We start from the raw sequence: 25,158 nt of genomic DNA, 5'->3' as shown, positions 1-25,158 counted from the left end.
CGGCTGTGCACCCGGGCTTTCCTGCCCGGTTGTCGAACCCCAGGGATCCGAACCAAGTCCGCACTCACACGCACAAACAAAAACGCCCCGCTGGTGCGGGGCGTTTTTGTTTGAATATGGCGGAGAGTGAGGGATTCGAACCCCCGGAAGGTTTGACCCTTCGCCTGATTTCAAGTCAGGTGCATTCAACCGGACTCTGCCAACTCTCCGTTGAGTGGTGCGTATCTTAATGAAATTTTGATGGCTGTAAAGCATTAAATCTCAGAAATGGTTTAACTGATGCGTATTTAATCAAATCTAAGCGTTAATCACGGCCGTATACACCAACAGGCTGCGGTGATGTACATTTTTACTTATCAAGCTTGAAAAACGGAACCAAAAGCCATACAAAGTCTCTAAGTTTTAGTTTACCATCGTGGTCAACAACTTAAGTCCTGCTGGAGGAAACAATGGATCAACGTTCGGTGTATTCAAATGCATCATCACAATCGTCGGTGTTGCAAACCAATAAGGTTCTGCGCAACACGTACATGCTATTGGCGATGACTTTAGCATTTAGTGCCGTGTGTGCAGGGGTTGCTATGGCAGTGGGTATTTCACCCATTATGTCACTGCTGATGACAATTGGCGCCTTTGTAACGTTATTTGTCATTCACAAAAAAGCGGAGTCGTCGTCTGGTATATACTGGGTCTTTGCATTTACCGGACTTCTGGGCGCGTCATTGGGCTACACGCTTAACTTTTATCTTGGCGTCGCCGGGCCTGGGCTTATTATGGAAGCGCTGGGTGCAACAGCACTGGTATTTTTTGCCCTGTCAGGGTATGCCCTGACCACTAAGAAAGATTTCTCCTTTATGGGTGGCTTTCTGGTAGTTGGTCTGGTTGTCGTTCTGATTGCGGCGATTGCAAATATATTCTTTGCCGTACCTGCAGTTAGTCTGGCTATCAGTGCAGCGATTGTCTTTATCATGTCAGGGTTTATCCTGTTTGATACCAGCCGTATTATCCATGGCGGAGAGACCAACTATATCCGGGCGACCGTGTCTATGTACCTTAACCTGTACAACCTGTTCACGGCGATGCTGCACCTGTTAGGTGCGTTTGGCGGCGACGACTGATCGCAGCAAATTTTGAGGAAAACACCCCGGATTCGGGGTGTTTTTGTTTATGAGCAATTTTTCCGTCCTTATCACCACCCCGCCCTACGACAGCAGCGCTGGCGCGTCAGCCCTGACTTTTATAGAACAGGCTATTGCTCAGGGAAATGTGGTCAATCATGTGTTTTTTTATCAACAGGGTGTTTATCACGCCAACAGTTTTATACGTCCGCCGGGCGATGAGATAGCAATGCCTGATGCCTGGCGATCGCTACATGAATCTTTCGGCGTGCGCTTGCTGGTCTGCATCACAGCCGCGCTAAAGCGTGGTGTCTGTGATGTTCACAATGCACAGGAACATGAAATAAACGCGGCTAATATGACTGCACCGTTTGAACAGGCCGGGCTGGGTGAATTTTTTACTGCACTGCATGAGTGTGATCAGCTGGTACAGTTCTGATGAAACGTATTCTGGTCATTCTTACTACGCCCCCCTATGGCTCAGGCGACGCGCAGGACGCACTGGATTTTGCAGTGGCGGGTGTCAATTTCGGCCATGACATTGTTGTCCTGTTCGAGGGCGATGGCGTATGGCAGCTAACGCCTGAGCAGGCACCGCCCAAAGGCATTAAAAATGTGGGGAAACGAATTAAATCGTTACCGCTTTTTGATGTGGAAGAGATTTATGCCTGTAAAAGCAGTGTGGTTACGCGTATGGATAGTGCTGTGCTCCCCGCGTTCGTCACGCCACTCACAGAGGCAGAAAAAGCAGGCTTGCTTGAAGCTGCATCAATGGTTGTGAGGTTCTGATGCTGGTTTACTTAACGTCCAGTACATTGTCGGCAGCCAGCGCGGAACTGCTAAAAAAGTGCGCACCAGCTACACCAGTTTTACTGACACAAAATGCTGTGTATCAGTACGACTCACTTTGTCAGAACTTTCCGACACTGTCTGTCAGACTGTTAAGAGAAGATGCGACGGTGCGGGGTATCGGTATCACAGACAAACATCACTGGAGTATGGCCGACTGGATAAGCCATGGTCTCTCCTACAGCCCCTGGGTAAAATTAACATGAGTGAACATTACTACCTTGAGCATAACGGCAGCCAGATCCCCACCGACAAAGGTGGCTACCTGCTGGATTTTGAGCAGTGGGATGAATCGATGGTGCCGGTACTAGCCGAACAGGAAAACATTACGCTCACTGATGCACACTGGGAGGTAGTACGCTTTGTTCGGGCCTTTTACTTAGACTATGATACCAGTCCTGCGATACGGGCACTGGTTAAAGCCATGGCTCAGCAGTACGGGCCCGAAAAAGGCAACAGCCGCTATTTACAGCGGCTGTTTCCAAAAGGTCCGGCCAAACAGGCCACCAAGCTCGCGGGTTTACCCAAACCCGCGAAATGCCTTTAAATTTAAGCGCGCAGTTCGGTTACTCCGCCCATATAGCTCACCAGCGCTTCCGGGACTTTAATGCTGCCATCGGCCTGCTGATAGTTCTCAAGAATGGCCACCAGGGTGCGACCAATCGCAAGTCCTGAACCATTAAGGGTATGCAGCAATTCTGGTTTGTTGGTTTGTGGGTTACGGTAACGCGCCTGCATACGACGGGCCTGGAAGTCCGTCATGTTCGAGCATGAGGAAATCTCACGGTACGTGTTCTGTGCCGGCAGCCACACTTCCAAATCGTAGGTTTTTGCCGCACCAAACCCCATATCCCCTGTACAGAGAACCACTTTGCGGTATGCCAGTTCCAGTTTCTGCAGGATTTTTTCCGCATGTTCGGTTAAGGCATCCAGTGCAGCGAAACTGTCTTCGGGTTTCACCAGTTGCACCAGTTCTACTTTTTCAAACTGGTGCTGACGGATCAGCCCACGTGTGTCACGGCCATAAGAGCCGGCTTCAGAACGAAAACACGGTGTGTGCGCTGTCATTTTCAGTGGCAGTTGTTTAGCATCCAGGATCTCACCGCGGGCAATGTTAGTCAGCGGTACTTCCGCCGTTGGGATCAGTGATAACCCCTGCCCCTCTTCGGTGGCGGGTTGCGTGTGAAACAAATCTTCACCAAATTTTGGCAACTGACCCGTGCCATACAGGCTGTCATGGTTTACCAGGTACGGTACGTACGTTTCCTGATAATCGTGCTCGCACGTGTGTACATCCAGCATAAACTGCGCCAGTGCACGGTTAAGACGCGCCACCTGGCCCCGCATCACCACAAAACGACTGCCGGTTATCTTAGCCGAGGTATCAAAGTCCAGACCATTGGCCAGACCCTTGCCCAGATCCACATGATCCTGCACCTCAAAATCGAACCTGGGCGGTGTCCCCCACTTTAGCACTTCTACGTTCTCGTCTTCGCTTTTACCCACCGGCACACTGTCGTCTGGCAGGTTTGGGATGCCGGACGTAAATGACTCAATCTCTGCCAGCACTTCATCAAGCTGCGATTTGGCTGCATCAAGTTTATCGCCCAAGTCACTCACTTCGGCCAGCAGTGGCTGAATATCTTCGCCATCCCGCTTAGCCTTACCAATGGCTTTGCTACGTACATTGCGTTCGTTTTGCAGTTCCTGGGTTTCAGTCTGTAACGACTTGCGCTTTTCTTCAAGCGCAGTAAATGCCTCTGTATCCAGGGTGAAACCGCGTGTTTTCAGGCGCTGCGCAGTTGTCTCAATATCACTTCTCAGCCACTTGGGATCTAACATGTGTCTCTTATTATCCTTTCATCAATTCAATGCCTATCCAGCCCGCCACCAGGCAGGCAGTGACATTCAACAGCACATTAAGCAGTGCTTTGAACCACAGGCCATTTTCTAACAGGGTTAACGTTTCGATGGAAAACGTAGAAAACGTGGTAAATGCGCCAAACAAACCAACTCCAATCAGTAACCGGTAAGGGGAGTCTGCGATATCATGGCGCTCAATAAACCCGTATAACAGTGCCAGACCAAACGATCCCAGCACATTGACGGTAAGTGTACCAAAGGGAATGTGTTTTCCAAACCAGGAATCCACCGTCGTGGTCAGGAAATAACGCAGGCAGGCCCCGGCAGCACCACCAAATCCAATATACACATACATCAATGCGGTATTCATTTATAGCGTTTCCTGTTACTTCTGGCATTTAAGTCATCCAGATAGGCCCGTTTGGCCTTCACCGACTTTTCCATACCCCGCTCACTGGGTGTATACAACCGTGTGCCAGCCAGTGATTCTGGCAGGTACACTTCGCCGGCAGCAAAGGCATTGGGCTCGTCATGGGCATACCGGTAGCCCTCACCATGCCCCATCGACTTCATCAGTTTGGTAGGGGCATTGCGTAAATGCATCGGCACCGGGGCATCAGCAGTTTTACGTGCCAGCGCTTTTGCGTCACTAAAGGCGCGGTACACGGCATTGCTTTTGGCGGTCAGTGCACAGTATACCGTCGCCTGTGCAATGGCGCGTTCACCTTCCGCCGGTCCTACGCGATGAAAGGTATCCCACGCGGCTACGCATAACTGCAATGCTTTAGGATCGGCATTACCAATATCTTCTGAGGCTATTGCAAGCAGACGCCGGCCCACGTACAGCGCATCGCCGCCGCCATCTAAAATACGGGCGTACCAGTACAGCGCTGCATCAGGATCTGATCCACGTACGGATTTGTGAAAGGCGGAAATAAGATCGTAAAAGGTGTCGCCTTTATTATCGTAGCTTGCAACTTTCTCGCCTACAGCCTGTTCAATATCTCCCAGGCTGATTTCGCTGGCTTCCGTGAAGTCAGCGGCCAGCTCCAGATACGTCAGTAACCGTCGCGCATCGCCACTGCACAGACCTATCAGTGCATCACGGGCATCGCTGGCAAGCGTCAGCCCTCGCTCTCCCAGTCCCCGTTCGTTGTCGCTAAGCGCTTTGTCCAGAAGATTATTGAGTGAGTCATTTTCAAGCGGCTTGAGCACGTAAACACGCACCCGTGATAACAGTGCGTTGTTCAGCTCAAAAGACGGATTCTCGGTAGTGGCCCCCACAAACGTTACCGTTCCTGATTCGACAAACGGTAAAAATGCGTCCTGCTGACTTTTATTGAAACGATGTACCTCGTCAATAAATAATAAGGTGCGTTGCTGATACTGCGCGTCCTGCTGAGCCTTCTCCATGGCCTGACGTACCTCTTTTACCCCAGAGGTGACCGCAGAGAGGCGGATAACATTGGCATTGGTATAACGCGCAATCAATTCAGCCAGCGTCGTTTTACCGGTACCCGGCGGCCCCCATAACACCATAGAATGGCAGTGGCCGGCCTTAAGCATTTTTGCCAGTGGCTTGTCATCACCCAGCAGATGAGTCTGACCGGCGTAATCTTCGATAGTCGCTGGCCGCATGCGCGCTGCCAGCGGTGCAAACGGATCGGGTGTAGCGGTATCCATCAACGCTGATCGTCAATCACATAGCTGTCTGGTGCATCCACCTCAAACAGCGATGCATCCGGATTAAAATCGGTGTCAATAGCACTGAATGTCAGCTTATTGGTCTGTAACTGCGCATCAGTCATGGTCAGCGAGGTAAGCACATTATCGTCAAAAAACAGCGACAAGGACTGCACCTGCCCGTCAGCTTGTACGGGGTTAATCACAAAGTCCTGCTGCGAGTCAGCATAGGCAATATTGAAATCATTCCAGACCTCAGCCGATTGCGTGGTAAGCAAAATAACCGGGTTGTGACGCACAGCCTGGGCCTGATCGATGATAGTCACCTGTTCCACAAAGCTGTCGACGTTAAACACTGATTCCCCGTCGGCAATTAGCAAAGTTTCATCTGGCGTTTTGGTATGCCAGCGCAGTTTGTCCGGGCGTGCCATAACCAGCGAACCTGACGCTTCGCTAATCAGTGCGCCTTCATTATCCGTTACGGTTTGTTCAAAGTCAGCGCGGTACTGCTGCATCTCATGCAGCTTTTGTTTTAGCGCGCTACGGGCACTAATCGTATCGTCGCCAGCCCACACTGACAGGCTTAGTAACATCATTGCACCCAGCGTGGTAATTTTCTTTATCATCATTTTTACCCTTTTGGTGGTGGCGGTGCCAGCACTTCCCGGCTGCCATTGTGTCCCGGTGAACTTACGACGCCACTGGTCTCCATTTGTTCCACCAGACGTGCGGCCCGATTGTAACCAATTCTGAATTTACGCTGCACGCTGGATACGCTGGCCCGCCGGCTTTCTGTGACAAATGCCACGGCTTCGTCGTAAAAGGTATCCAGCTCCTGATCGCCGTCTTCGGCCTGTTCACCCGGCAACAGTACCTCAGAGGAGGCCTCACCGTTTAATATCTCATCGATATATTCAGGCTCACCACGTTTCTTCCAGTCAGCCACTACTGCATGCACCTCATGATCATCGACAAAGGCGCCGTGAACACGGGTTGGAACCGGGCTACCAGGCGGCAGATACAGCATATCCCCCATACCCAGCAGTGCTTCTGCACCCTGCTGGTCTAAAATGGTACGCGAATCCACTTTACTGGATACCTGAAAGCCAATACGCGTGGGTATATTGGCTTTGATGAGGCCTGTAATCACATCTACTGACGGGCGCTGAGTGGCCAGAACCAGATGAATACCTGCCGCCCGCGCTTTTTGGGCTATCCGCGCAATCAGCTCCTCAACCTTTTTGCCCACAATCATCATCATGTCGGCGAATTCATCGACCACCACAACAATACTGGGCAGCTTCTCAAGATCTGGCGCCTCGGTTTCCATGCTTTCCTCGGACTTCCAAAGCGGATCTTTAATTGGCTCACCATCTTTTATGGCTTGCGTCACTTTGGCGTTATAGCCTTTAAGGTTTCGTACGCCCAGCGCGCTCATCAGCCGGTAACGACGCTCCATTTCGCCCACACACCAGCGCAGGGCATTCGCTGCTTCCTTCATGTCGGTTACCACTTCAGCAAGCAGGTGAGGGATCCCTTCATACACAGACAGTTCCAGCATCTTGGGATCAATCATGATCATACGCACATCTTCCGGCGTGCTTTTGTACAGCAGGCTTAGGATCATGACATTGACCCCTACTGACTTACCAGAGCCGGTAGTACCCGCTACAAGCAGGTGCGGCATTTTGGCCAGATCAACCACCACAGGCTTACCGGAAATATCGGCGCCAAGTACCATAGTAAGTGCAGAGTCATTAGACTGAAATGTATCGCAGGCTATCACTTCGCTTAAGCGCACCATTTCACGCTTCTTGTTGGGAAGCTCCAGCCCGATGACAGACTTACCTGGGATAACTTCCACTACACGTACAGAAATGGCTGACATGGCCCGCGCCAAATCTTTAGACAGGCCGGTAATTTTGCTGACTTTGACGCCCGGCGCTAAATCAAGCTCGAACCGCGTAATAACCGGCCCCGGGTAAACTCCCACAACCGTCGCTTCAATATTAAAGTCTGCCAGTTTATCTTCTACCAGACGAGATACTGCATCGAGCTCTTCCTGAGTGATGGGATTCTCATGTCGATCGGGACGTTCCAGAAGATCCACCGACGGCATAGGTCCAACCGCTTCATTGGTACTCCCCTGCCCTGCTGATGAAGGTGCAACTTTTGTTGCCTTACGCGGTGCAGGCTCAGGCGCTGGCGGCGGTGTAGCCTGAGACGGGCCTGAATCTGCGTTCCCGGGCGCGTTATCGGTGTAAAATGGTGGCTCGTCCTCGTCCACAAACACATCATCCGGAATAGAAAATGTCGGCTCACTGCGTTGTGGCTGGCTGTGGGTGTCACGTGGCGTTCCAGGCTCCGGCCTGGCTGATGAGCCAGTATCATCTGCTGCAGGCTCTGCGCGCATACTGGTAATATCCAGTTCATCTGATGACGGCTGAACTTCATCCTGTTTAGGTTTAGCCAGCCTTGGCATATCAATATCCAGTAACTGCTGGGGCAGCCGCATTACTTTACGCCCGCTCCATAATGTCATATCCCCTATTGCATCAATAATCGCCAGCCAGGAAATACCTGTCATTAACGTAAAGCCGGTACAGAAGAAACACAGCAGCACTAAAATGGTACCCGCGATGTTGAAGTAGGGAATAAGCGCTGAACTGATCACATCGCCTACAAAGCCGCCTGCCGAGAAATTATAGATATCGTTGAAATTGACACTGGCAATTCCGGTCGCACCCAGTGCCATCAGTAATCCACCAATAATACGCAGGCCAATAGTCAGATAATCAAATTCTTCCAGAGTTTTAATGTGCTGAAACAGAAACCAGCCCAGAAACGCACTGACAAACGGTAACGTATAGGCAAGATAACCGAAGCTAAAAAGCAACAGATCGGCCACCCAGGCACCACTGGCCCCTACCCAGTTGTGTACATCCAGTTGCAAGCCAGCCTGGCTCCAGCCAGGATCACCAGAATTGAAAGAAGCTAATGCCAGCAGCAGGAAAAATGCAAATACGCAGGCGATAATCATGCCTGCTTCCAGAAGCCGCTGGATCCCTGTTAATCGCGCCATAACCCTAAAATCACTGTTTTTTTTACCACGTAGTTTCAAAGAGAAGATACCAAACTCACTTTTTGTTAGAAGACAGACGTGACGTTTGGATCCACGATTCGTGCCGCTTTGGAAACTGTTCGTGGTGGACTACTGTTTTTATGTACAACAGCCTACCACAAAGCTGCGGACAAGACCTATCAATTGTTTACTTCAGATTTATGCGTAATTCGGTAGTGCTTTTCACTTCTTCCATTACCACATAAGTGCGTGATTCACTTACGCCGGGCAAGCGCAACAAGGTGTCACCGAGGAGCTTGCGGTAACTCGACATATCAGCCACACGCGCTTTGAGCAAAAAATCAAAGTCACCGGACACCAGATGACACTCTTGTATGTCGTCATACTGGCGAACCGCAGCAGAAAATTCTGCGAAAATATCAACCGAGGTTTTGGTCAGTGTGATTTCCACAAATACCAGCATTGCGGCCCCAAGCTGCTGAGGATTGACGTGTGCATGATAGCCCAGAATATAGCCCTGTGTTTCAAGCCTTTTAACCCTTTCAAGACAAGGACTGGGACTCAGGCCAACTTGTTTAGCTAATTCCACATTGGATATACGTGCATTTTTCTGCAATACGTTAAGGATATTGCGATCGATACGATCGAGATGTTTCGGCGTTTTTACCAGCATATAATATTCTTCACATTGTCAATATGGCAGAATATAACACTGCGGAAGGTGGCTTTTCAGCAGATACTTTGCTTTTTTTTCACGTATACTGCGCAGCCTGTTATTCTGCGATATTGAAAAAAGAGGGCAAAACATGCTTGTCGGTGTACCTAAGGAAATTAAAAATCATGAATACCGCATTGGCTTAACCCCAGCCGCGGTGAAAGAATTTGTGACCCATGGTCACAGCGTTATGGTTGAAACCAATGCCGGTGATGCAATTGGTTTTACTGACCAGATGTATACCGAAGCCGGTGCGACGATTGCGCCGTCTGCACAACAAATTTTTGCAGAAGCAGAAATGATCGTGAAGGTAAAAGAGCCACAACCTAATGAGTGTAAATTGCTCAGTAAAGGTCAGACGCTTTACACGTACCTGCATCTGGCCCCAGACGCGACACAAACCGAACTGCTGGTCGCTTCTGGCGCAACCTGCATTGCCTATGAAACAGTGACCGATGGTCACGGTGGTCTTCCCCTGCTCGCGCCTATGAGTGAAGTGGCTGGCCGCATGTCTGTTCAGGCAGGCGCACATTATCTTGAAAAGTCTCACGGCGGCAGTGGTACATTGCTTGGTGGCGTACCGGGCGTTGCGCCAGGCAAGGTACTTGTAATTGGTGGCGGCGTGGTTGGCACTAACGCTGCGAAAATGGCGCTGGGACTGGGTGCTGATGTCACGATTCTTGACCGTTCACTACCACGTCTGCGCCAGCTAGATGATATTTTCCGTGGCCAGATAAAAACCGTATTTTCTACTGTTGATGCCATTGAGCATTACTCATCAAAAGCCGATCTGGTGGTCGGCGCCGTGCTGATTCCTGGCGCAGCGGCACCTAAGCTGTTAAATCGTGAACATATTAAAGCCATGAAGCCTGGCTCGGTACTGGTCGATGTTGCCATTGATCAGGGTGGCTGCTTTGAAACATCAAAGGCCACAACCCATCAGGAGCCAGTCTACACGGTAGATGACGTGGTTCACTATTGTGTGGCTAATATGCCAGGTGGCGTTGCACGCACCTCCACCATGGCACTCAATAACGCCACCATGCCATTTGGTCTGGCGCTTGCCAATAAAGGGCCAAAACAAGCGATGCTGGACGACAAGCACCTGCTGGCAGGCCTCAATGTTCATGAAGGCAAAGTCACCTATAAAGCAGTGGTTGATGCACTGGGTGAAGAGCTTGGTCTGAGTTATACGCCAGCGGAAGACGCGCTCAAATAAATCAGACTAAGTGTCAGACTAGGTCATTGAGAATTAAGCCCCGCTGAGCGGGGCTTTTTATTGCGGATAATCAGGATAGTTGATAGCGTACGCGGGAAACATTTCGACAATAAGGATTTTGACGATGAAGTTACGTATTTTAGTCGCAACGTTAGTTGCCCTCACAGCGAGTGCCTGTAGCAGTTTATCTCCCACCCTGACCCGCGCTCCTATCACAGTTGAGAATGATGAACTCGACAAATATTGGAAAAGTAGTGGCTTTAGTTTCAATATTGCATCACTGCCAGGACCCGCAGGCAGTGTCAAACTTCGCTACCTCATTGACTCAAATGGCGATGTCCACGATGTAGAAGTGATTGATTTTCAACCCAATGAAGACTGGGTCGTTGCAGGCAAGCGGGCCCTGGGTAATATTGAATACAAACCCAGTGAGCAGAACACCACAAAGCAGCCGGTGATTGTTGAAACCGAATTCACATTCATTAACCGCTAGAGAAGTGTCTTACCAGAGGCGACGGCCATCACTTGCGAAACCTGCCATGCGGCTGCGCCCTTCAGGACTCGCTAAGTGATGGTAAACTTAGCCGTATCCTGGGCTTGTTAACGACGCATTCACTTCAGTGAGTACCGACAGCGGAGCGTCAGCCTGTGTGACAGGTCGGCCCATGACCAGGTAACTGACACCATTTTGAATGGCTTCAACGGGTGTCATAATACGCTTTTGGTCGCCGGCATCACTGCCGACAGGCCGGATCCCAGGCGTTACCAACAGAAAATCGTCATCAAATACCTGACGTAACGCCATAGCTTCCTGGGCGGAGCAGACAATCCCGTCTAGGCCTGCCTGATGTGTTAATCGTGCCAGTTTCATAACCTGCTGGTCCGGTGTTACGCCATCAACAACCTCACTAAGTTGTTGCCGGTCCATACTGGTCAGCACAGTAACTGCAATCAGTTTGGTTTGCGGGTGCTGGCTTTCTGCGATTGCCTGTTTTGCAGCTTCCATCATTTCACGGCCTCCGGATGCATGAACGTTTACCATCCAAACGCCCAACTCCGCTGCGGCGCGGCATGCCTTGGCGACGGTATTGGGAATATCGTGAAATTTAAGGTCAAGAAACACATCAAAACCTTTGTCGATAAGTTGGCGCACAAAGTCCGGACCAAAAAGCGTGAACATTTCCTTGCCCACTTTTAACCGGCACAGTTCGGGATCAAGCGCATCGACAAATGCCAGTGCGGTCGCTTTGTTATCATAATCCAGCGCCACAATGACGCGAGGGTTTTGCATAGTCATTATTCTCCGTCGAGACCTTTGATGGGTTTAACGACCCCCCACTTTTTACAGGAGGGACATAACCAGTACAACTTTCGCCCTGAAAAGCCACAGCTCTGACAGCGGTATTTTGGCCGCTGCTCCATTTGCCGCTCAACCAAATCCTTCAATAACCGGAGACTGTTGGCGGAAGCAGGATCGTTAACCTGATCGATATACAGGCCCATCAGTGTTTTAAACCCGCGCATTGTAGGGCGTTCACCGAGTTGTTCAAGCAAATAATTGGCAGCCTGCTCCGTCTCACCCTTTTTAAGCAGCACATCGACCATGGCCAGATAGGACGTGGCGCATGCCTGCCAGTGAGCCTGCAAATGTTCGGAAAACCCGTCCCAGTCGTCAGTTTCCTCGGCTATTTTTTCCAGATATGGCACAGCTTCGCTGAACCAGCTGATATCCCGCTCGGCAACCTGACGATAATATGCCACTGCATCACTGTAGCGCTGTTGTTCCAGCGCCTGCTGGCCAAGCATTAACCACGGCCGCACAGCTTTTTCATCTGCATTGACCGCCTTTTGCAGCAGCGTTAAAGCCTGCGTCGTATCCTGCTTGTCTAGCAACACCTGCGCCTGTTCACAGTAAAAATGTGATAAACGCCCGCTGACTTCGTCATTATCACCGTGGCAGGCGACCATACGTTCAGCCAGTTCAATTGCCCTGTCCCATTCTTTGGTTGTCTGGTAAATGCTAAATAACTGTTGCTGCGCAATCAGGTAGTGTTTATCGCTGTTTAACAACTGCAAAAATGCATTTTCTGCCCGCTCAAGAAAGCCCGCCTGCGTGTAGTCAAGACCCAGTTCCTTAAGGGCGTTTTCCCGTTGTGTTGGTTGAATTTCATCGCGGCTCACCAGGTTCTGGTGCACCTTAATGGCACGGTCAATTTCTCCCCGGTGGCGGAAAAAGCTGCCCATAGCGATATGGGTTTCAACCGTATCGCTATTCATGTCAATCATCTTAATAAGGGTATCAACCGCTTTGTCAGGCTGATCGGACAATAGGAAATTAAGGCCTTTATAATAATGACGGGACAGAATGCTCGACTCTTTGCGCTGTGCCTGACGAACACTGTTACGGCCCATGATCCAGCCATAACCTGCAGCTACCGGCAGAAGAAGGAACAACAATTCGAGCATGTCAGGTTTCTTTGGTTAATCGCCGGACTTTCGCACGCAGCGCAACCACTTTCAGACGAAGGCTGAGCCAGCTTGCCAGCATAATCAATACGCCAATAACAACCCCCATCGCCAGAGCAATGGCAATTAAGGTTGATAGTCGTGTGTCTGACTGCGCAATTAAATAATTGACCGATACAACGGCGTCATTCTGTGACCCTACAGCAAACGCCAGTGCAAGCAGCACGACGATAACCAGTACGGAAAGTATAGCTCTCAATCCCTGTATCCTTTTTACAAACTATTGCTAGAGAATAGCAAATCAGGGCGCAACATCCTACAGGATAAAATGTTGAAAACCAGAATAGTTTCAGGCGGCATCGCCACTTTCAGCAGCATTTGGCTTTTTCCGGATCATACGCATACGGGCCCGTATTAAATCATTTTGCAGCGCTGAAATATTGGTCACATAAATACAGTGTGTGTAGCCGTCCTGCATACCGGAAAGCTTGTCATACATGGCTTTATCAAGTTTAGATAACTGTGCCAGACGCTTCTTAGTAAGCGGCGTGGTGGCATCATGGCAGCGCACCGCGGTCACCTCAGAAGTACACAACTGAATCGATTCTTCATCCAGTTTATGCTGAATTTGCTGGCGCATAGTACCAAAATTAAAGTCTTTTTCAGATATATAGACCAGCTTGTCATCGGTCTTTCTGACGCAATGTACAACCAGTGCCCCGGTACGTTTCCCTTTAAATAATAATTCCAGTAACTGAGATTTCGGTTTAGTGGCATCTTTATCTGCAAAAAAGCCGTGCAGAGGCGTCACACTTTGGGTTTTTGAAAATGGATACAAATCATCCGAAGATTCACTCTGATAGACCGTCTTCATTCGGTCCAGAATATGCCGGTTCATGACACAAAGCACAGACAGTGACGGCAAATGGCGTATCGCCAGATCCCAAAGAAAACGGTGCGTGGCCCGTTGCATACGAGCGATATCACGCATTTTAAAATACGCAGAGTTATCTTCGACAATCGCATCCACATTGGAGCCAGTTTTAGTTAGTTTATTTTCATCAAACAGGCATAGCCGCAATACACCGGCCTCACGGTCAAAATGTATAACCCGGTAGCGTTCGTTTCTGATCTTTAACTCTGGAATCGAGACACGAAGTTCATTGCCAATTTTATGATCGCCCGGCTCGACGGTTAGTTTCATGCCTTTGGCAGACAAGTCATTGACTGTTGCATCCAGTGATGACAATAGCCCAAGCTTTATGGATGCCGCCTTATCAACCAGGTAGCGGGTTTCGCTGCGACGATCCAGGTCTTCCTCCATTACATAGCCAATTGAACTGTGGCGCGTATCAGCAATATACCGCTTGGGGATCGATTTGAACTCACACCGTTCACCCAATGTGAGGTTTCTGAGCATATCGGATATATCGCGGCAATAGACAATATGGCTAATCTTATCGAGTTCGGGATACGTCTTGGCAGACATGTCGTGGATAGAAAATGCTTTTGATCGATCTTCGCTGGTCACTTCGTCAAGGCGACAATGCAGGCAGGCCAGACTTTTGCTTTTGTTCAGCAGATACACCAGGCCTGCAAGTTGACCATCGGCGGCGAGTTGCCGGTGGGTGACAACAATTTTGGTATCGCCCTTCTTTGTTTTAAGCAGACCATAAAATAAAAAGGCTTCGCGATAGGTCAGTAACTCTTTAGACAACGCACTAAAATTTTTCTGATGACCAAGCACATCCAACACATTATTCACTGAGTTAAATTGTGCATTGGCTTTGGTAAGCAACGCTATTTCTGGCTGAATACCTTCCAGCCCGCGTTTTGCATAAACGGGTAACCAGGGACTGTTTTCCAGCAAGCGATCGCGTTCAAGATCCTGCATGGCACGCTCAATTTCCAGCTCACGCTGCAGCGGTTGCTGATAGGCGGTTGCTTTAATGTATCGCTTAATCGCAGCTTTAATCTTTGGATCGGTGTCTGATGATATCGAGAAGTGGGAGTCGTATTTGCCGGTATGCTTGTTATATTTCATCGCGTCGAGGCGATATTTAATTTCTGTTGGCTGAGACGTCAGACCGCGTATTTCAGGAAACGTAAACGTAATTTCATCACCGGTTGCTGCACTGGGAGGGCGTCGTGTTTCCACCTCCATGGACTCAAAGGCGAGCGAACTCAGCGAACAGTGACGGCCTTTCTCAAACTCTGAACTGGCAACGGTAAAGTTGGGCTTTACCGCAATGTCATCACCAAAGTCGATATCGGTAAACGACTGCCCTTCTACTTTAAAGGCGTCCACAACCTTTTTAAATTGCTCGCGCTTCATGTGCGCCTGGTAGTGATCAGAATCCATGATGGATTCGAAGACACCCACCGTATAGCGGTCCTGATAAAGCGCTGTTTCATTCTTAAGAATTTGTGCGCCGACTTTGTCCAGGCGCATAGAAATGCCGAAGTGCTTAAACTTCATAACCGGGAATTGAGCAAACGCTGAATTGTCGGCAGGGGCATCTGTCAGCGATGTCAGCCGAATTACTTCCTCTTTAACAATGCGTCTGACACTGCTTGGCAGCCGTTTAGAAAACTTGTTGATCCCTTCAAGTAATCGGTTTTGCTGCTCATACGGCACAAGCGCACGAATAAGAGGTTGATACTGTTTTATTATTTTGTCTTCTTCAACAGCAGACATGAGCGGGACCACGCCTTTTAAGTACACCTCGAGAGCTATAATAAGAGGCGGACAGACAAATGGTCAATAGATAATCTATGCAATAAGATCATTAAATTAACTTTGTCAAAGTTATTTAGCTAAATTACATAAACTTAAGCTTTAAGCGTTTGCCTTTGCGTTGTTTTTAGAGAAAAAAAAACCGCACTGCGTGCGGTTTATTTATTAATCGAAGCGTTAACACGCTCGCGAAGTTCTTTTCCGGGTTTGAAGTGCGGGACATACTTACCATCCAACTCTACCGTTTCCCCGGTTTTAGGGTTTCTACCAGTGCGAGGAGCACGATAGTGAAGCGAAAAGCTTCCAAACCCCCGAATTTCAATGCGATCCCCTTTCTGAAGGGTCTGCGCCATTTGTTCAAGAATTTCCTTGATGGCGGCTTCAAGCTCCTTCGCAGGGATATGGCGAGCCTGATCCGCGAGCCGTTCTATCAGTTCCGACTTGGTCATAACAACCTCACTGTCAAATGAATACGCAAACAGCCACTACGGACGTGGGTGTGGTTTCAAACCACACCCAAGACGTTATTACTCGCCTTTCGCCGCTTTAAACGCTTCCGCCATCGCGTTAGCAAAGCCAGCTTCGTCTTGCTGGTTCACTTTGTCGATCGCTTCTTTTTCGTCAGCCTGGTCTTTCGCTTTAACAGACAGGTTAACGGTGCGGTTCTTACGGTCAACGCCCATTAGCTTGGCTTCAATGCTCTCACCAACGCTAACTTCGTCAGAAGCATCTTCTACACGGTCAACAGATAAATCTGCAACACGAATGTAGCCATCTACTTCTTCCGCCAGGTTAACTGTAACACCTTTCGCGTCTACAGCAGTAACTGTACCGTTAACGATAGCACCTTTCTTGTTGTCTGTCAGATACTTGTTGAACGGATCTTCTTCGATTTGCTTCACGCCCAGTGAGATACGCTCACGCTCTGGGTCGACTTGCAGAACCACTGCTGAGATTTCGTCACCTTTCTTGTAATCACGAACGGCTTCTTCACCTGGCTTGTTCCAGCTGATGTCTGATAAGTGAACCAGACCATCGATACCGCCTTCAAGGCCGATGAAGATACCGAAGTCAGTGATTGACTTGATTTTACCGGTAACTTTGTCGCCTTTCTCGTGAGACTTGGCAAACTCTTCCCAAGGGTTAGCGATGCACTGCTTAAGGCCAAGTGAAATACGACGACGCTCTTCGTCAATTTCCAGAACCATAACTTCAACAGTGTCACCCAGGTTAACAACCTTAGACGGGTGGATGTTCTTGTTCGTCCAGTCCATTTCTGAAACGTGAACCAGACCTTCAACGCCATCTTCAATTTCAACGAAGCAACCATAGTCTGTCAGGTTAGTAACCTGGCCAGAGATCTTGGTGCCTTCTGGGTAGCGCTGAGAAATATCCTGCCAAGGATCGTTGCCCATCTGTTTCATACCCAGAGAAACACGTTGCTTCTCTTTGTCGAACTTCAGGACTTTAACGTTAATTTCGTCGCCAACGTTGACGATTTCGCTTGGATGCTTAACGCGCTTCCAGGCCATGTCAGTGATGTGAAGCAGACCATCTACGCCGCCCAGATCAACGAACGCACCGTAGTCAGTCAGGTTCTTAACGATACCTTTAATTTCGTGACCTTCTTCCAGGTTCGCCAGCAGTGACTCACGTTCTGCGCTGTTTTCTGCTTCGATAACGGCACGACGAGAAACAACCACGTTGTTACGCTTGGCATCCAGCTTGATAACTTTAAATTCAAGCTCTTTGTTTTCCAGGTGCGTGGTGTCGCGTACAGGACGTACGTCAACCAGAGAACCCGGAAGGAATGCGCGTACACTGTTAACTTCAACAGTGAAACCGCCTTTAACTTTTCCGTTGATAACGCCTTTGATGGTTTCTTTATCATCATAGGCTTTTTCCAGCTCGACCCAGGCTTCGTGACGCTTCGCTTTCTCACGTGACAGTACTGTTTCGCCAAAGCCGTCTTCTACTGCGTCTAGTGCTACGTCAACCTGATCGCCGATCTCGATTTCCAGATCGCCTTCAGCATTCTTAAATTGGTCAGCTGGGATAGCACTTTCTGATTTCAGGCCTGCATCAACAAGAACGATATCTTTGTCGATAGAAACTACGGTACCTTTTACAATTGAACCAGGACGAGTTTCCAGTTCCTGTAGGCTTTCTTCAAAAAGTTGTGCAAAATTTTCAGTCATAAGGTTATAAACAATCAATTAAGTTGAAATCCACATTACATTCCGGCTAACGTGGGGTTATTAACAAACGTTGTCACTTCCTGTGACAACAGGCGCGATGAAAGCGATAAATATGCTGGCTATTTAAGCCTTGCTTTTACAACTTCCATTGCTTTTTCAAAGACCTGCGATATATCCAGGTCTGTCGAATCAATTACTACTGCATCTTCAGCCGGTACCAGAGGTGCGACGCTGCGTTGTGTATCACGCTCGTCCCGGGCCTTGATATCGGTTAAAAGGCGCGCAATATTAACATCCATACCCTTCTCTTTCAACTGGCTATAACGCCGCTGGGCTCTGGCCTCGGCGCTTGCTGTAAGAAAGATTTTTATGGCCGCGTCAGGAAATACAACCGTTCCCATATCACGGCCATCGGCAACGAGTCCCGGCTCCTGCTGAAACGCACGCTGACGGCGCAACAGCGCTTCACGAACGCGAGGCAGTGCAGCGACCTTTGACGCTACGGCCCCCACGTCTTCCGTGCGGATATCATCGGTGACATCTTCGCCTTCTAAAATGATCCGGGTAGCATCATCATTGGTGACAAAGTTCACATCAAGGCCGGTGGCCAGCGGCACAATCGCTTCTTCATCTTCGCATGGAAGGTCATGATGCAGTGTTGCCACAGCCAGCACACGATAAATCGCGCCACTGTCAAGAAAGTGCCAGTCGAGCGACTTGGCCAGCAAACTACTTAATGTGCCCTTTCCAGCACCACTTGGACCGTCAACCGTGACTACGGGGGATGGATGCATACCTGCTCCGGTTTATTTACAATCTGTTAAAAAACGCGCGCAATTATACGCGTTCACGACGTTTTCGCAACGTCACTGCACATGCAGTGACGCAACACGGATGAAAGCACAAACACTTGCTTTTACTGGTTACCGGCAAATCGTAGCAAACCGTGTAAAAAAGTCCGGAAAGGTCTTTGCGGTACAGCCGGGATCATTGATCGTCACCGACGCATTGCTCAGAGCAATGAGAGAAAAGCACATCGCTACGCGGTGATCATTATAGGTGTCGATCGCCACTTCGTCAGGGTTCGCCAGTGGCCAGACTTTGATATAGTCACGCCCCTCCTCGACGGTCGCCCCCAGCTTCTTAAGTTCTGTCGCCATGGCGTGCAGTCTGTCCGTTTCTTTTACACGCCAGTTATAGACATTGCGAATGGTCGTCGGGCCATCTGCAAACAGGGCTGTTGTAGCAATAGTCATGGCTGCGTCAGGAATATGATTCATATCCATATCGACCCCCTGCAGCGGACCGCCAGTTACCGTGATCGCATCGGGCTGCCAGTTAATGGTTGCACCCATCGCTTCGAGTACGTCAGCAAAATGAATATCGCCCTGAACACTGTCCTTTCCTACGCCGGTAACCCGAACCGTACCACCTTTAATGGCGCCGGCTGCCAGAAAATATGACGCCGAGGATGCATCGCCTTCTACCATAAACCGCCCTGGCGACTGATATTGCTGGCCAGCACGTATATGAAACGCCTGATACGCATCGTTTTGTACTGCTACACCGAATTTCGCCATGGTATCCAGCGTTATATCAATGTAGGGTTTTGAAACCAGTTCGCCTTTGATGGTAATTGTCACATCACCGTCAAATAACGGCGCCGCCATCAGCAGTGCGGTAAGAAACTGACTCGATACACTGCCCTCCACACTCAGTGTCGTGCCTTTTAGGGTTTTACCCTTGATCGCCACAGGAGGGAAGCCAGTCTGCTTGAGGTAACGGATATCGGCGCCTGCGTCATTCAGTGCATCTGCCAGATCGCCAATCGGGCGTTCTTCCATCCGCGGCTCGCCGGTCAGCACCACATCGACGTCACTCAGCGCCAGCGCCGCACACAGCGGGCGCATTGCCGTGCCAGCATTGCCCAGAAACAGCTCCAGCGGCTCAGAATGTGTGAAGCGACCACCCAGCCCTTTTACTGCACACTCGGTTTTGTCGTCACTCAGTTGATATTCAACCCCCAGTGCCCGCAACGCGGTTAACATATGCTGAATGTCTTCACTGTCCAGCAGGTTGGTCAGAACCGTCTCGCCACTGGCCAGCGCCGCAAGTAATAAGGCGCGGTTAGAAAGGCTTTTTGAGCCTGGCACGTTGACTTCGCCCTCAACACGCGCCACCGGCTTAAGTGTCAGTGTCTCTTCGCCACTCATCCGTTGACCCTCTCGAACTCCTGCATAAATTCAACCAGCGCAACCACACCTTCAATTGGCATGGCATTGTAGATGCTGGCACGCATTCCGCCGACGAAACGATGACCTTTCAGCGCAACCAGGCCCGCTGCATGCGCCTGCTCAAGAAAGCGGGTATCCAGTGAGTCGTCATGCAGTTGAAACGGTACATTCATTTTTGAGCGATTGTCAGGATGGACGCGACTTTGGTAAAAGTCAGAGTTGTCGATTGCGGCATAAAGCAGGTCTGCTTTTTCGGTATTATTGGCGGCAACGGCCTGCAGTCCGCCCTGTTCTTTCAGCCATTCAAACACCAGCCCGGACAGATACCAGGAGAACGTTGGCGGTGTATTGTACATCGAATCGGTTTCAGCCAGTTTCTGGTAATCGAAAATTGATGGGGTTTCCTGACGTGCCTTGCCAAGCAAGTCATCGCGTACGATCACGACAGACAGGCCTGCAGAGCCAATGTTTTTCTGAGCGCCTGCATAAATAATCCCGTACTGACTGACATCAATCGGCTGAGACATGATCGTCGATGACATATCCGCAACCAGTGGTACGTTACCCGCTTCCGGAAGCCAGTCATAGGCAATCCCATCAACGGTTTCGTTGGGACAGAAATGCAGGTACGCGGCATTCAGCTGATCGCCGCTAAGTTGCGGCTGCTCGACAAACTGTAACCCGTCTTTTAATACAGTTTCACCAATGACTTTGGCGGTATTGTATTTCCCGGCCTCACTGACCGCGCCTTTGGACCAGGAGCCGGTGACCAGATGCAGACTGGTATCATCCGGCGCCGAAATATTCAGCGGTACCGCGGCGAACTGGCCCCGGCCACCGCCGTGGGTAAACAGTACTTTGTAATTTGAGGGAACCGCAAGCAAGTCCCGTAAATCCTGCTCAGCTTTTGATGCGATAGTACGGAAATCATCGCCGCGATGACTGACTTCCATGACTGAGCATCCTGTATCGCGCCAGTTCAGAAATTCATGCTGGGCTTTTTCCATCACGGCCTTGGGCAGCATGGCTGGCCCGGCACTAAAATTATATACCTCACTCATTGCCGTTCTCTTTACCTATAAACACAACAAGCGGCACAATGCCGCTTGTTAATCAACGATTATGCAGCAGGCAGCAGTTAATGCTGCCGGGCTACCCTACTCTTCTGTCGTTGTATCGTCGCTGTCTGCTGCAGCGTTTTCCTGTTCGATTTGCGCGGCATCTTCTTCAGAAAGCTCAATCGCCTCCTCGACTTCTTCAATGCGTTGCAAGCCTACAACAAATTCATCCTCGGCAGTACGAATAAGACGGACACCCTGCGTATTCCGGCTCACCGTAGACACCTCAGTAACCCGGGTTCGCACCAGCGTGCCCTGATTGCTGATAAGCATGATTTCGTCGTTTTCATCTACCTGAACCGCACCAACTACCTTGCCGTTACGCTCAGACACCTTGATGGATACCACACCTTGCGTGGCCCGGCTCTTGGCGGGGTAATCAGCCAGCGGCGTACGTTTGCCAAAGCCATTTTCGGTGGCAGTCAGAATAGCACCCTCACCATTGGGCACAATCAGTGACACAACACGCTGACCTTCAGGCATCTTAATACCACGCACACCTGTTGCTGTACGGCCCATGGGGCGCAGCGCCAGCAACTCTTCGCCGGTTTCCGGATCGCGTTTAACCTCACCGGTTTCAGCGTCACGCAGTTTCTCGTTAAAGCGTACTACCTTACCGGCATCAGAGAACAGCATAATGTCATCGTCACCGTGGGTAATAGCGACGCCGATCAGTTCATCGCCGTCATTCAGGTTCACGGCGATAATGCCGTTAGACCGCGGACGCGAATAAGACGTTAAATCGGTCTTCTTAACCACACCATTGGCAGTGGCCATCAGCACGAATTTGTCTTCCACAAACTCTTTGATTGGCAGAATGGCGGTAATACGCTCACCTTCTTCGAGCGGCAGAATATTTACAATTGGACGACCGCGCGCGTTACGGCTGGCAAACGGTAACTGATACACCTTAAGCCAGTACAAACGGCCACGGGTCGAGAAGCACAGAATATGATCATGGGTGTTAGCAACCAGCAACCGCTCGATAAAGTCTTCATCTTTCATCTTGGTGGCGGACTTACCCTTACCACCACGGCGCTGCGCTTCATAATCGGTCAGTTTCTGATATTTTACATAGCCTTCGCGCGACAGGGTGACAACTACGTCTTCCTGCTCAATCAGATCTTCGATGTCGATATCATGGCTGGCAGCCGTGATTTCCGTTTTACGGTTATCGCCAAACTCGTCACGCACTTTTTCCAGCTCTTCGCGGATCACTTCCATCAGACGCTCAGGGCTGTTAAGGATATGCAGCAATTCTGCAATCTGCTCAAGCAGCGCTTTGTATTCATCCAGAATTTTTTCGTGTTCAAGACCGGTCAGCTTGTGCAGGCGCAGATCCAGAATAGCCTGAGCCTGCTGCTCGGTAAGGTAATATTTACCGTCACGGATGCCGTACTCCGGCTCCAGCCAGTCAGGTCGCGCAGCATCATCGCCAGCACGTTCCAGCATTTGTGACACGTCACCCAGCGCCCAGCCTTGTGCGACCAGCGATTTTTTCGCGTCGGCCGGACTGTTTGATGCTTTGATAAGCTCAATGACCGGGTCGATATTTGCAAGCGCAATGGCCAGACCTTCAAGCACATGCGCACGGTCGCGCGCTTTACGCAGTTCATACACCGTACGGCGGGTAACCACTTCACGGCGATGCAGAATAAAGGCTTCCAGCACTTCTTTTAGATTGAAGACTTTTGGCTGGCCATTATCCAGCGCCACCATATTAATGCCGAACACGGTTTGTAACTGAGTCTGGGCATATAAATGATTAAGCAGGACTTCCGCTGACTCATTTCGCCGCACCTCAATAACAATGCGCATGCCGTCTTTATCCGACTCATCGCGTAGTGCTGAAATGCCCTCGATCTTCTTCTCTTTCACCATTTCGGCGATACGCTCGATCAGACGCGCCTTATTCACCTGATACGGGATTTCATTTATGACAATGGTTTCTTTACCGTTGTCTTCGGTTTCGATCTCGGCTCTGGCGCGCAGATAAATCTTGCCACGACCGGTACGGTAGGCATCATCAATACCTTTGCGGCCACTGATCATCGCTGCAGTCGGGAAGTCCGGCCCAGGGATATGGGTCATCAGTTCATCAATGGACGTATCCGGATTTTCGATAAGCGCAATACAGCCATTAATGACTTCCGTCAGGTTGTGAGGCGGAATGTTGGTCGCCATTCCTACGGCAATACCGGAAGAGCCATTTACCAGAAGGTTGGGTACTTTGGTTGGCAATACTTCAGGAATGAATTCCGTACCGTCATAGTTCTGAACGAAATCAACCGTTTCTTTATCCAAATCGGCAAGAAGTTCGTGCGCAATCTTAGCCATACGCACTTCGGTGTAACGCATGGCAGCGGCGGAATCACCATCGACAGAGCCAAAGTTCCCCTGCCCGTCAACCAGCATATAGCGAAGCGAGAACGACTGCGCCATCCGCACGATCGTGTCATAAACCGCAGAGTCACCATGGGGGTGATATTTACCAATGACATCACCCACCACACGGGCCGACTTTTTATACGGTTTATTGAAGTCGTTTTTTAATTCATTCATGGCGAACAGAACCCGTCTGTGCACGGGCTTCAGGCCATCTCGTACGTCGGGCAGCGCGCGCCCTACAATAACGCTCATCGCGTAATCGAGGTAAGAGTTTTTCAGCTCTTCCTCTATGTTTACGGGGAGGATTTCTTTAGCGTTATCAGTCATAAACTGCTTAATCCCTTATTTTGGTTTGTCGCCGCTCTCGCTTACCAGACCCGATTTTTGGCGATAAGTGAGACAAGACACATTATTATTCAGCGGGTCATAATCACACGCCAGTGTACCACTGCACTGACAAATAATGTAGCGGTTAATCGTATGCGTTTGGCCTGTGTGTCTCAACCGTCTATTTTTCCATCAGGTTGTTTGCTTACCTGTTTTTTAATATCCAAACTTGACGCAAATTGCGCTATGTTAGCGCAACGATTTATTACAGGAACCTTGCCCGGACAACCAACTATGAGCAATGTCGATCAGAAGGAAATCAATAAGTTTTCAGAACTCGCTTCCCGCTGGTGGGATCCTGAGGGAGAATTCAAGCCCCTGCATGATATCAATCCGTTACGCCTGTCCTTTATTAACGAACATGTACAGGGACTGAGCGGTAAGAAAGTTGCCGACATTGGCTGTGGCGGCGGTATTCTGTCAGAAGCGATGGCGCGCAGCGGAGCAGAAGTAACCGGCATTGATATGGCGGAAGCATCGCTTGAAGTGGCCAGGCTGCATGGTCTTGAATCGGGTACTGAGGTGACCTACGAATGTACGACGGTGGAACAGTTTGCCGCACAGCACCCGCAACAATTTGATGCTGTCACCTGCCTGGAAATGCTGGAACACGTGCCGGAGCCTGCCTCTGTAGTGGCCGCTTGTGCAAAACTGGTCAAGCCTGGCGGGCAGGTTTTTTTTTCTACCCTGAACCGCAATATAAAGTCGTACCTGATGGCCATACTCGGTGCAGAGTATTTGCTTAACCTGGTACCGAAAGGCACGCATGATCATGGACGCTTTATCAAGCCTTCAGAATTGATGAGGATGACCGATGCCGCAGATCTCAAGGCAACAGACATCACAGGGCTACATATGAACCCGCTCACTCGTCGTTATTATCTGTCTGATCGCAATGTGGACGTGAACTACCTGCTCTGTACCCACGCCATCTGAATCGTCGTGTCGCCAGGCATAGAGAAATACGCCATATATGGAGAGTAAAAAGTGCAAGAGGCACTATATATCGTGTTTTTATAAAAACAGGCTTTTTGGAATAATTTATTTTATAAGACGATCAATTTTTCAAAATTGCTTGCATTTAAGATAGCGAAGGGTCAA

Annotated in this window: 24 protein-coding genes and 1 tRNA gene; 8 read left to right on the top strand and 17 right to left on the bottom strand. The window is 49.8% G+C overall.

Annotated features, from left to right (window positions below; genetic code table 11):
- Positions 1 to 117: 117 nt before the first annotated feature.
- Positions 118 to 209, bottom strand: a tRNA-Ser gene (locus IE054_RS17360).
- Positions 210 to 449: 240 nt separating this feature from the next.
- On the opposite strand from IE054_RS17360, the gene IE054_RS17355 reads away from it, so the two are divergent.
- From IE054_RS17355 to IE054_RS17335, 5 genes are read left to right on the top strand one after another with little or no spacing between them, the layout of a single operon-like run.
- Complete coding sequence (locus IE054_RS17355; protein ID WP_189408502.1) at positions 450 to 1,118, top strand: Bax inhibitor-1/YccA family protein; 669 nt, start codon at positions 450 to 452, stop codon at positions 1,116 to 1,118.
- A gap of 49 nt (positions 1,119 to 1,167) precedes the next feature.
- Entirely contained in the window at positions 1,168 to 1,557 is a 390-nt protein-coding gene (tusD, locus tag IE054_RS17350) for a sulfurtransferase complex subunit TusD (protein WP_189408500.1), read from the top strand.
- Complete coding sequence (locus IE054_RS17345) at positions 1,557 to 1,907, top strand: DsrE family protein (protein ID WP_189408498.1); 351 nt, start codon at positions 1,557 to 1,559, stop codon at positions 1,905 to 1,907. Before tusD ends, IE054_RS17345 begins: the two co-directional genes overlap by 1 nt.
- The gene (locus tag IE054_RS17340) at positions 1,907 to 2,173 is read left to right on the top strand and encodes a hypothetical protein (RefSeq protein WP_189408497.1); all 267 of its coding nucleotides are present in this window, start codon (positions 1,907 to 1,909) and stop codon (positions 2,171 to 2,173) included. The genes IE054_RS17345 and IE054_RS17340 overlap by 1 nt, the downstream gene beginning before the upstream one ends.
- Positions 2,170 to 2,514: a TusE/DsrC/DsvC family sulfur relay protein gene (locus IE054_RS17335; RefSeq protein ID WP_189408496.1), complete on the top strand. Its 345-nt coding sequence runs from the start codon at positions 2,170 to 2,172 to the stop codon at positions 2,512 to 2,514. Before IE054_RS17340 ends, IE054_RS17335 begins: the two co-directional genes overlap by 4 nt.
- A 2-nt stretch (positions 2,515 to 2,516) precedes the next feature.
- Here IE054_RS17335 and serS read toward each other — a convergent pair whose 3' ends face one another.
- From serS to lrp, 6 genes are all read right to left on the bottom strand, one after another.
- Positions 2,517 to 3,809, bottom strand: coding sequence for a serine--tRNA ligase (gene serS / locus IE054_RS17330; RefSeq protein ID WP_189408494.1), 1,293 nt, complete (start codon positions 3,807 to 3,809; stop codon positions 2,517 to 2,519).
- Between the two features lie 10 nt (positions 3,810 to 3,819).
- A complete protein-coding gene (crcB, locus tag IE054_RS17325) occupies positions 3,820 to 4,200 on the bottom strand; it encodes a fluoride efflux transporter CrcB (protein WP_189408492.1) in 381 nt (126 codons plus the stop codon).
- Positions 4,197 to 5,513 carry a replication-associated recombination protein A gene (locus IE054_RS17320; RefSeq protein WP_189408490.1) on the bottom strand — a complete coding sequence of 439 codons (1,317 nt, stop codon included), beginning with the start codon at positions 5,511 to 5,513 and terminating at the stop codon, positions 4,197 to 4,199. Before IE054_RS17320 ends, crcB begins: the two co-directional genes overlap by 4 nt.
- Positions 5,513 to 6,142, bottom strand: coding sequence for an outer membrane lipoprotein periplasmic chaperone LolA (gene lolA, locus IE054_RS17315; RefSeq protein ID WP_189408489.1), 630 nt, complete (start codon positions 6,140 to 6,142; stop codon positions 5,513 to 5,515). Before lolA ends, IE054_RS17320 begins: the two co-directional genes overlap by 1 nt.
- A 2-nt stretch (positions 6,143 to 6,144) precedes the next feature.
- Complete coding sequence (locus tag IE054_RS17310) at positions 6,145 to 8,595, bottom strand: DNA translocase FtsK (protein WP_189408487.1); 2,451 nt, start codon at positions 8,593 to 8,595, stop codon at positions 6,145 to 6,147.
- Between the two features lie 187 nt (positions 8,596 to 8,782).
- Entirely contained in the window at positions 8,783 to 9,268 is a 486-nt protein-coding gene (gene lrp, locus IE054_RS17305) for a leucine-responsive transcriptional regulator Lrp (RefSeq protein WP_189408486.1), read from the bottom strand.
- Positions 9,269 to 9,401: 133 nt separating this feature from the next.
- Between lrp and ald the strand changes: the two genes are divergently transcribed.
- Together ald and IE054_RS17295 are read left to right on the top strand one after the other, a co-directional pair.
- Positions 9,402 to 10,529, top strand: a complete 1,128-nt coding sequence (gene ald / locus IE054_RS17300; RefSeq protein WP_189408484.1) for an alanine dehydrogenase — start codon at positions 9,402 to 9,404, stop codon at positions 10,527 to 10,529.
- A gap of 124 nt (positions 10,530 to 10,653) precedes the next feature.
- Entirely contained in the window at positions 10,654 to 11,022 is a 369-nt protein-coding gene (locus IE054_RS17295; RefSeq protein WP_189408482.1) for an energy transducer TonB, read from the top strand.
- 87 nt (positions 11,023 to 11,109) lie between these two features.
- Here the strand turns inward: IE054_RS17295 and pyrF are convergent, their stop codons facing one another.
- The 10 genes from pyrF to gyrA all read right to left on the bottom strand — a co-directional run bounded on the left by pyrF (position 11,110) and on the right by gyrA (position 23,997).
- Positions 11,110 to 11,820 carry an orotidine-5'-phosphate decarboxylase gene (gene pyrF / locus IE054_RS17290; protein WP_189408480.1) on the bottom strand — a complete coding sequence of 237 codons (711 nt, stop codon included), beginning with the start codon at positions 11,818 to 11,820 and terminating at the stop codon, positions 11,110 to 11,112.
- A 5-nt stretch (positions 11,821 to 11,825) separates the two neighbouring features.
- Positions 11,826 to 12,995: a lipopolysaccharide assembly protein LapB gene (gene lapB / locus IE054_RS17285; RefSeq protein WP_189408478.1), complete on the bottom strand. Its 1,170-nt coding sequence runs from the start codon at positions 12,993 to 12,995 to the stop codon at positions 11,826 to 11,828.
- 1 nt (position 12,996) lies between these two features.
- Positions 12,997 to 13,254, bottom strand: a complete 258-nt coding sequence (locus tag IE054_RS17280) for a LapA family protein (protein ID WP_189408475.1) — start codon at positions 13,252 to 13,254, stop codon at positions 12,997 to 12,999.
- A gap of 90 nt (positions 13,255 to 13,344) precedes the next feature.
- Positions 13,345 to 15,693 carry a PilZ domain-containing protein gene (locus IE054_RS17275; protein ID WP_189408474.1) on the bottom strand — a complete coding sequence of 783 codons (2,349 nt, stop codon included), beginning with the start codon at positions 15,691 to 15,693 and terminating at the stop codon, positions 13,345 to 13,347.
- 197 nt (positions 15,694 to 15,890) lie between these two features.
- Positions 15,891 to 16,181, bottom strand: a complete 291-nt coding sequence (ihfB, locus tag IE054_RS17270; RefSeq protein ID WP_189408472.1) for an integration host factor subunit beta — start codon at positions 16,179 to 16,181, stop codon at positions 15,891 to 15,893.
- Between the two features lie 78 nt (positions 16,182 to 16,259).
- A complete protein-coding gene (rpsA, locus tag IE054_RS17265) occupies positions 16,260 to 17,930 on the bottom strand; it encodes a 30S ribosomal protein S1 (RefSeq protein WP_189408471.1) in 1,671 nt (556 codons plus the stop codon).
- A 119-nt stretch (positions 17,931 to 18,049) separates the two neighbouring features.
- Positions 18,050 to 18,724, bottom strand: coding sequence for a (d)CMP kinase (cmk, locus tag IE054_RS17260; protein WP_189408469.1), 675 nt, complete (start codon positions 18,722 to 18,724; stop codon positions 18,050 to 18,052).
- Positions 18,725 to 18,853: 129 nt separating this feature from the next.
- Positions 18,854 to 20,143, bottom strand: a complete 1,290-nt coding sequence (gene aroA, locus IE054_RS17255; protein WP_189408467.1) for a 3-phosphoshikimate 1-carboxyvinyltransferase — start codon at positions 20,141 to 20,143, stop codon at positions 18,854 to 18,856.
- Positions 20,140 to 21,225, bottom strand: coding sequence for a 3-phosphoserine/phosphohydroxythreonine transaminase (gene serC, locus IE054_RS17250; protein ID WP_189408466.1), 1,086 nt, complete (start codon positions 21,223 to 21,225; stop codon positions 20,140 to 20,142). Before serC ends, aroA begins: the two co-directional genes overlap by 4 nt.
- A gap of 96 nt (positions 21,226 to 21,321) precedes the next feature.
- Positions 21,322 to 23,997, bottom strand: coding sequence for a DNA topoisomerase (ATP-hydrolyzing) subunit A (gene gyrA, locus IE054_RS17245; RefSeq protein WP_189408464.1), 2,676 nt, complete (start codon positions 23,995 to 23,997; stop codon positions 21,322 to 21,324).
- Positions 23,998 to 24,291: 294 nt separating this feature from the next.
- Here gyrA and ubiG point away from each other — a divergent pair, with 294 nt between their 5' ends.
- The gene (ubiG, locus tag IE054_RS17240; protein ID WP_189408462.1) at positions 24,292 to 24,993 is read left to right on the top strand and encodes a bifunctional 2-polyprenyl-6-hydroxyphenol methylase/3-demethylubiquinol 3-O-methyltransferase UbiG; all 702 of its coding nucleotides are present in this window, start codon (positions 24,292 to 24,294) and stop codon (positions 24,991 to 24,993) included.
- The last annotated feature ends 165 nt before the right edge of the window (positions 24,994 to 25,158 follow it).

It is taken from the genome of Alteromonas halophila, from assembly GCF_014651815.1.
GTDB lineage: Bacteria > Pseudomonadota > Gammaproteobacteria > Enterobacterales > Alteromonadaceae > Alteromonas > Alteromonas halophila.
The sequence above is the reverse complement of the archived record's forward strand: the minus strand, read 5'-3'. Positions and strand labels throughout refer to the sequence as shown.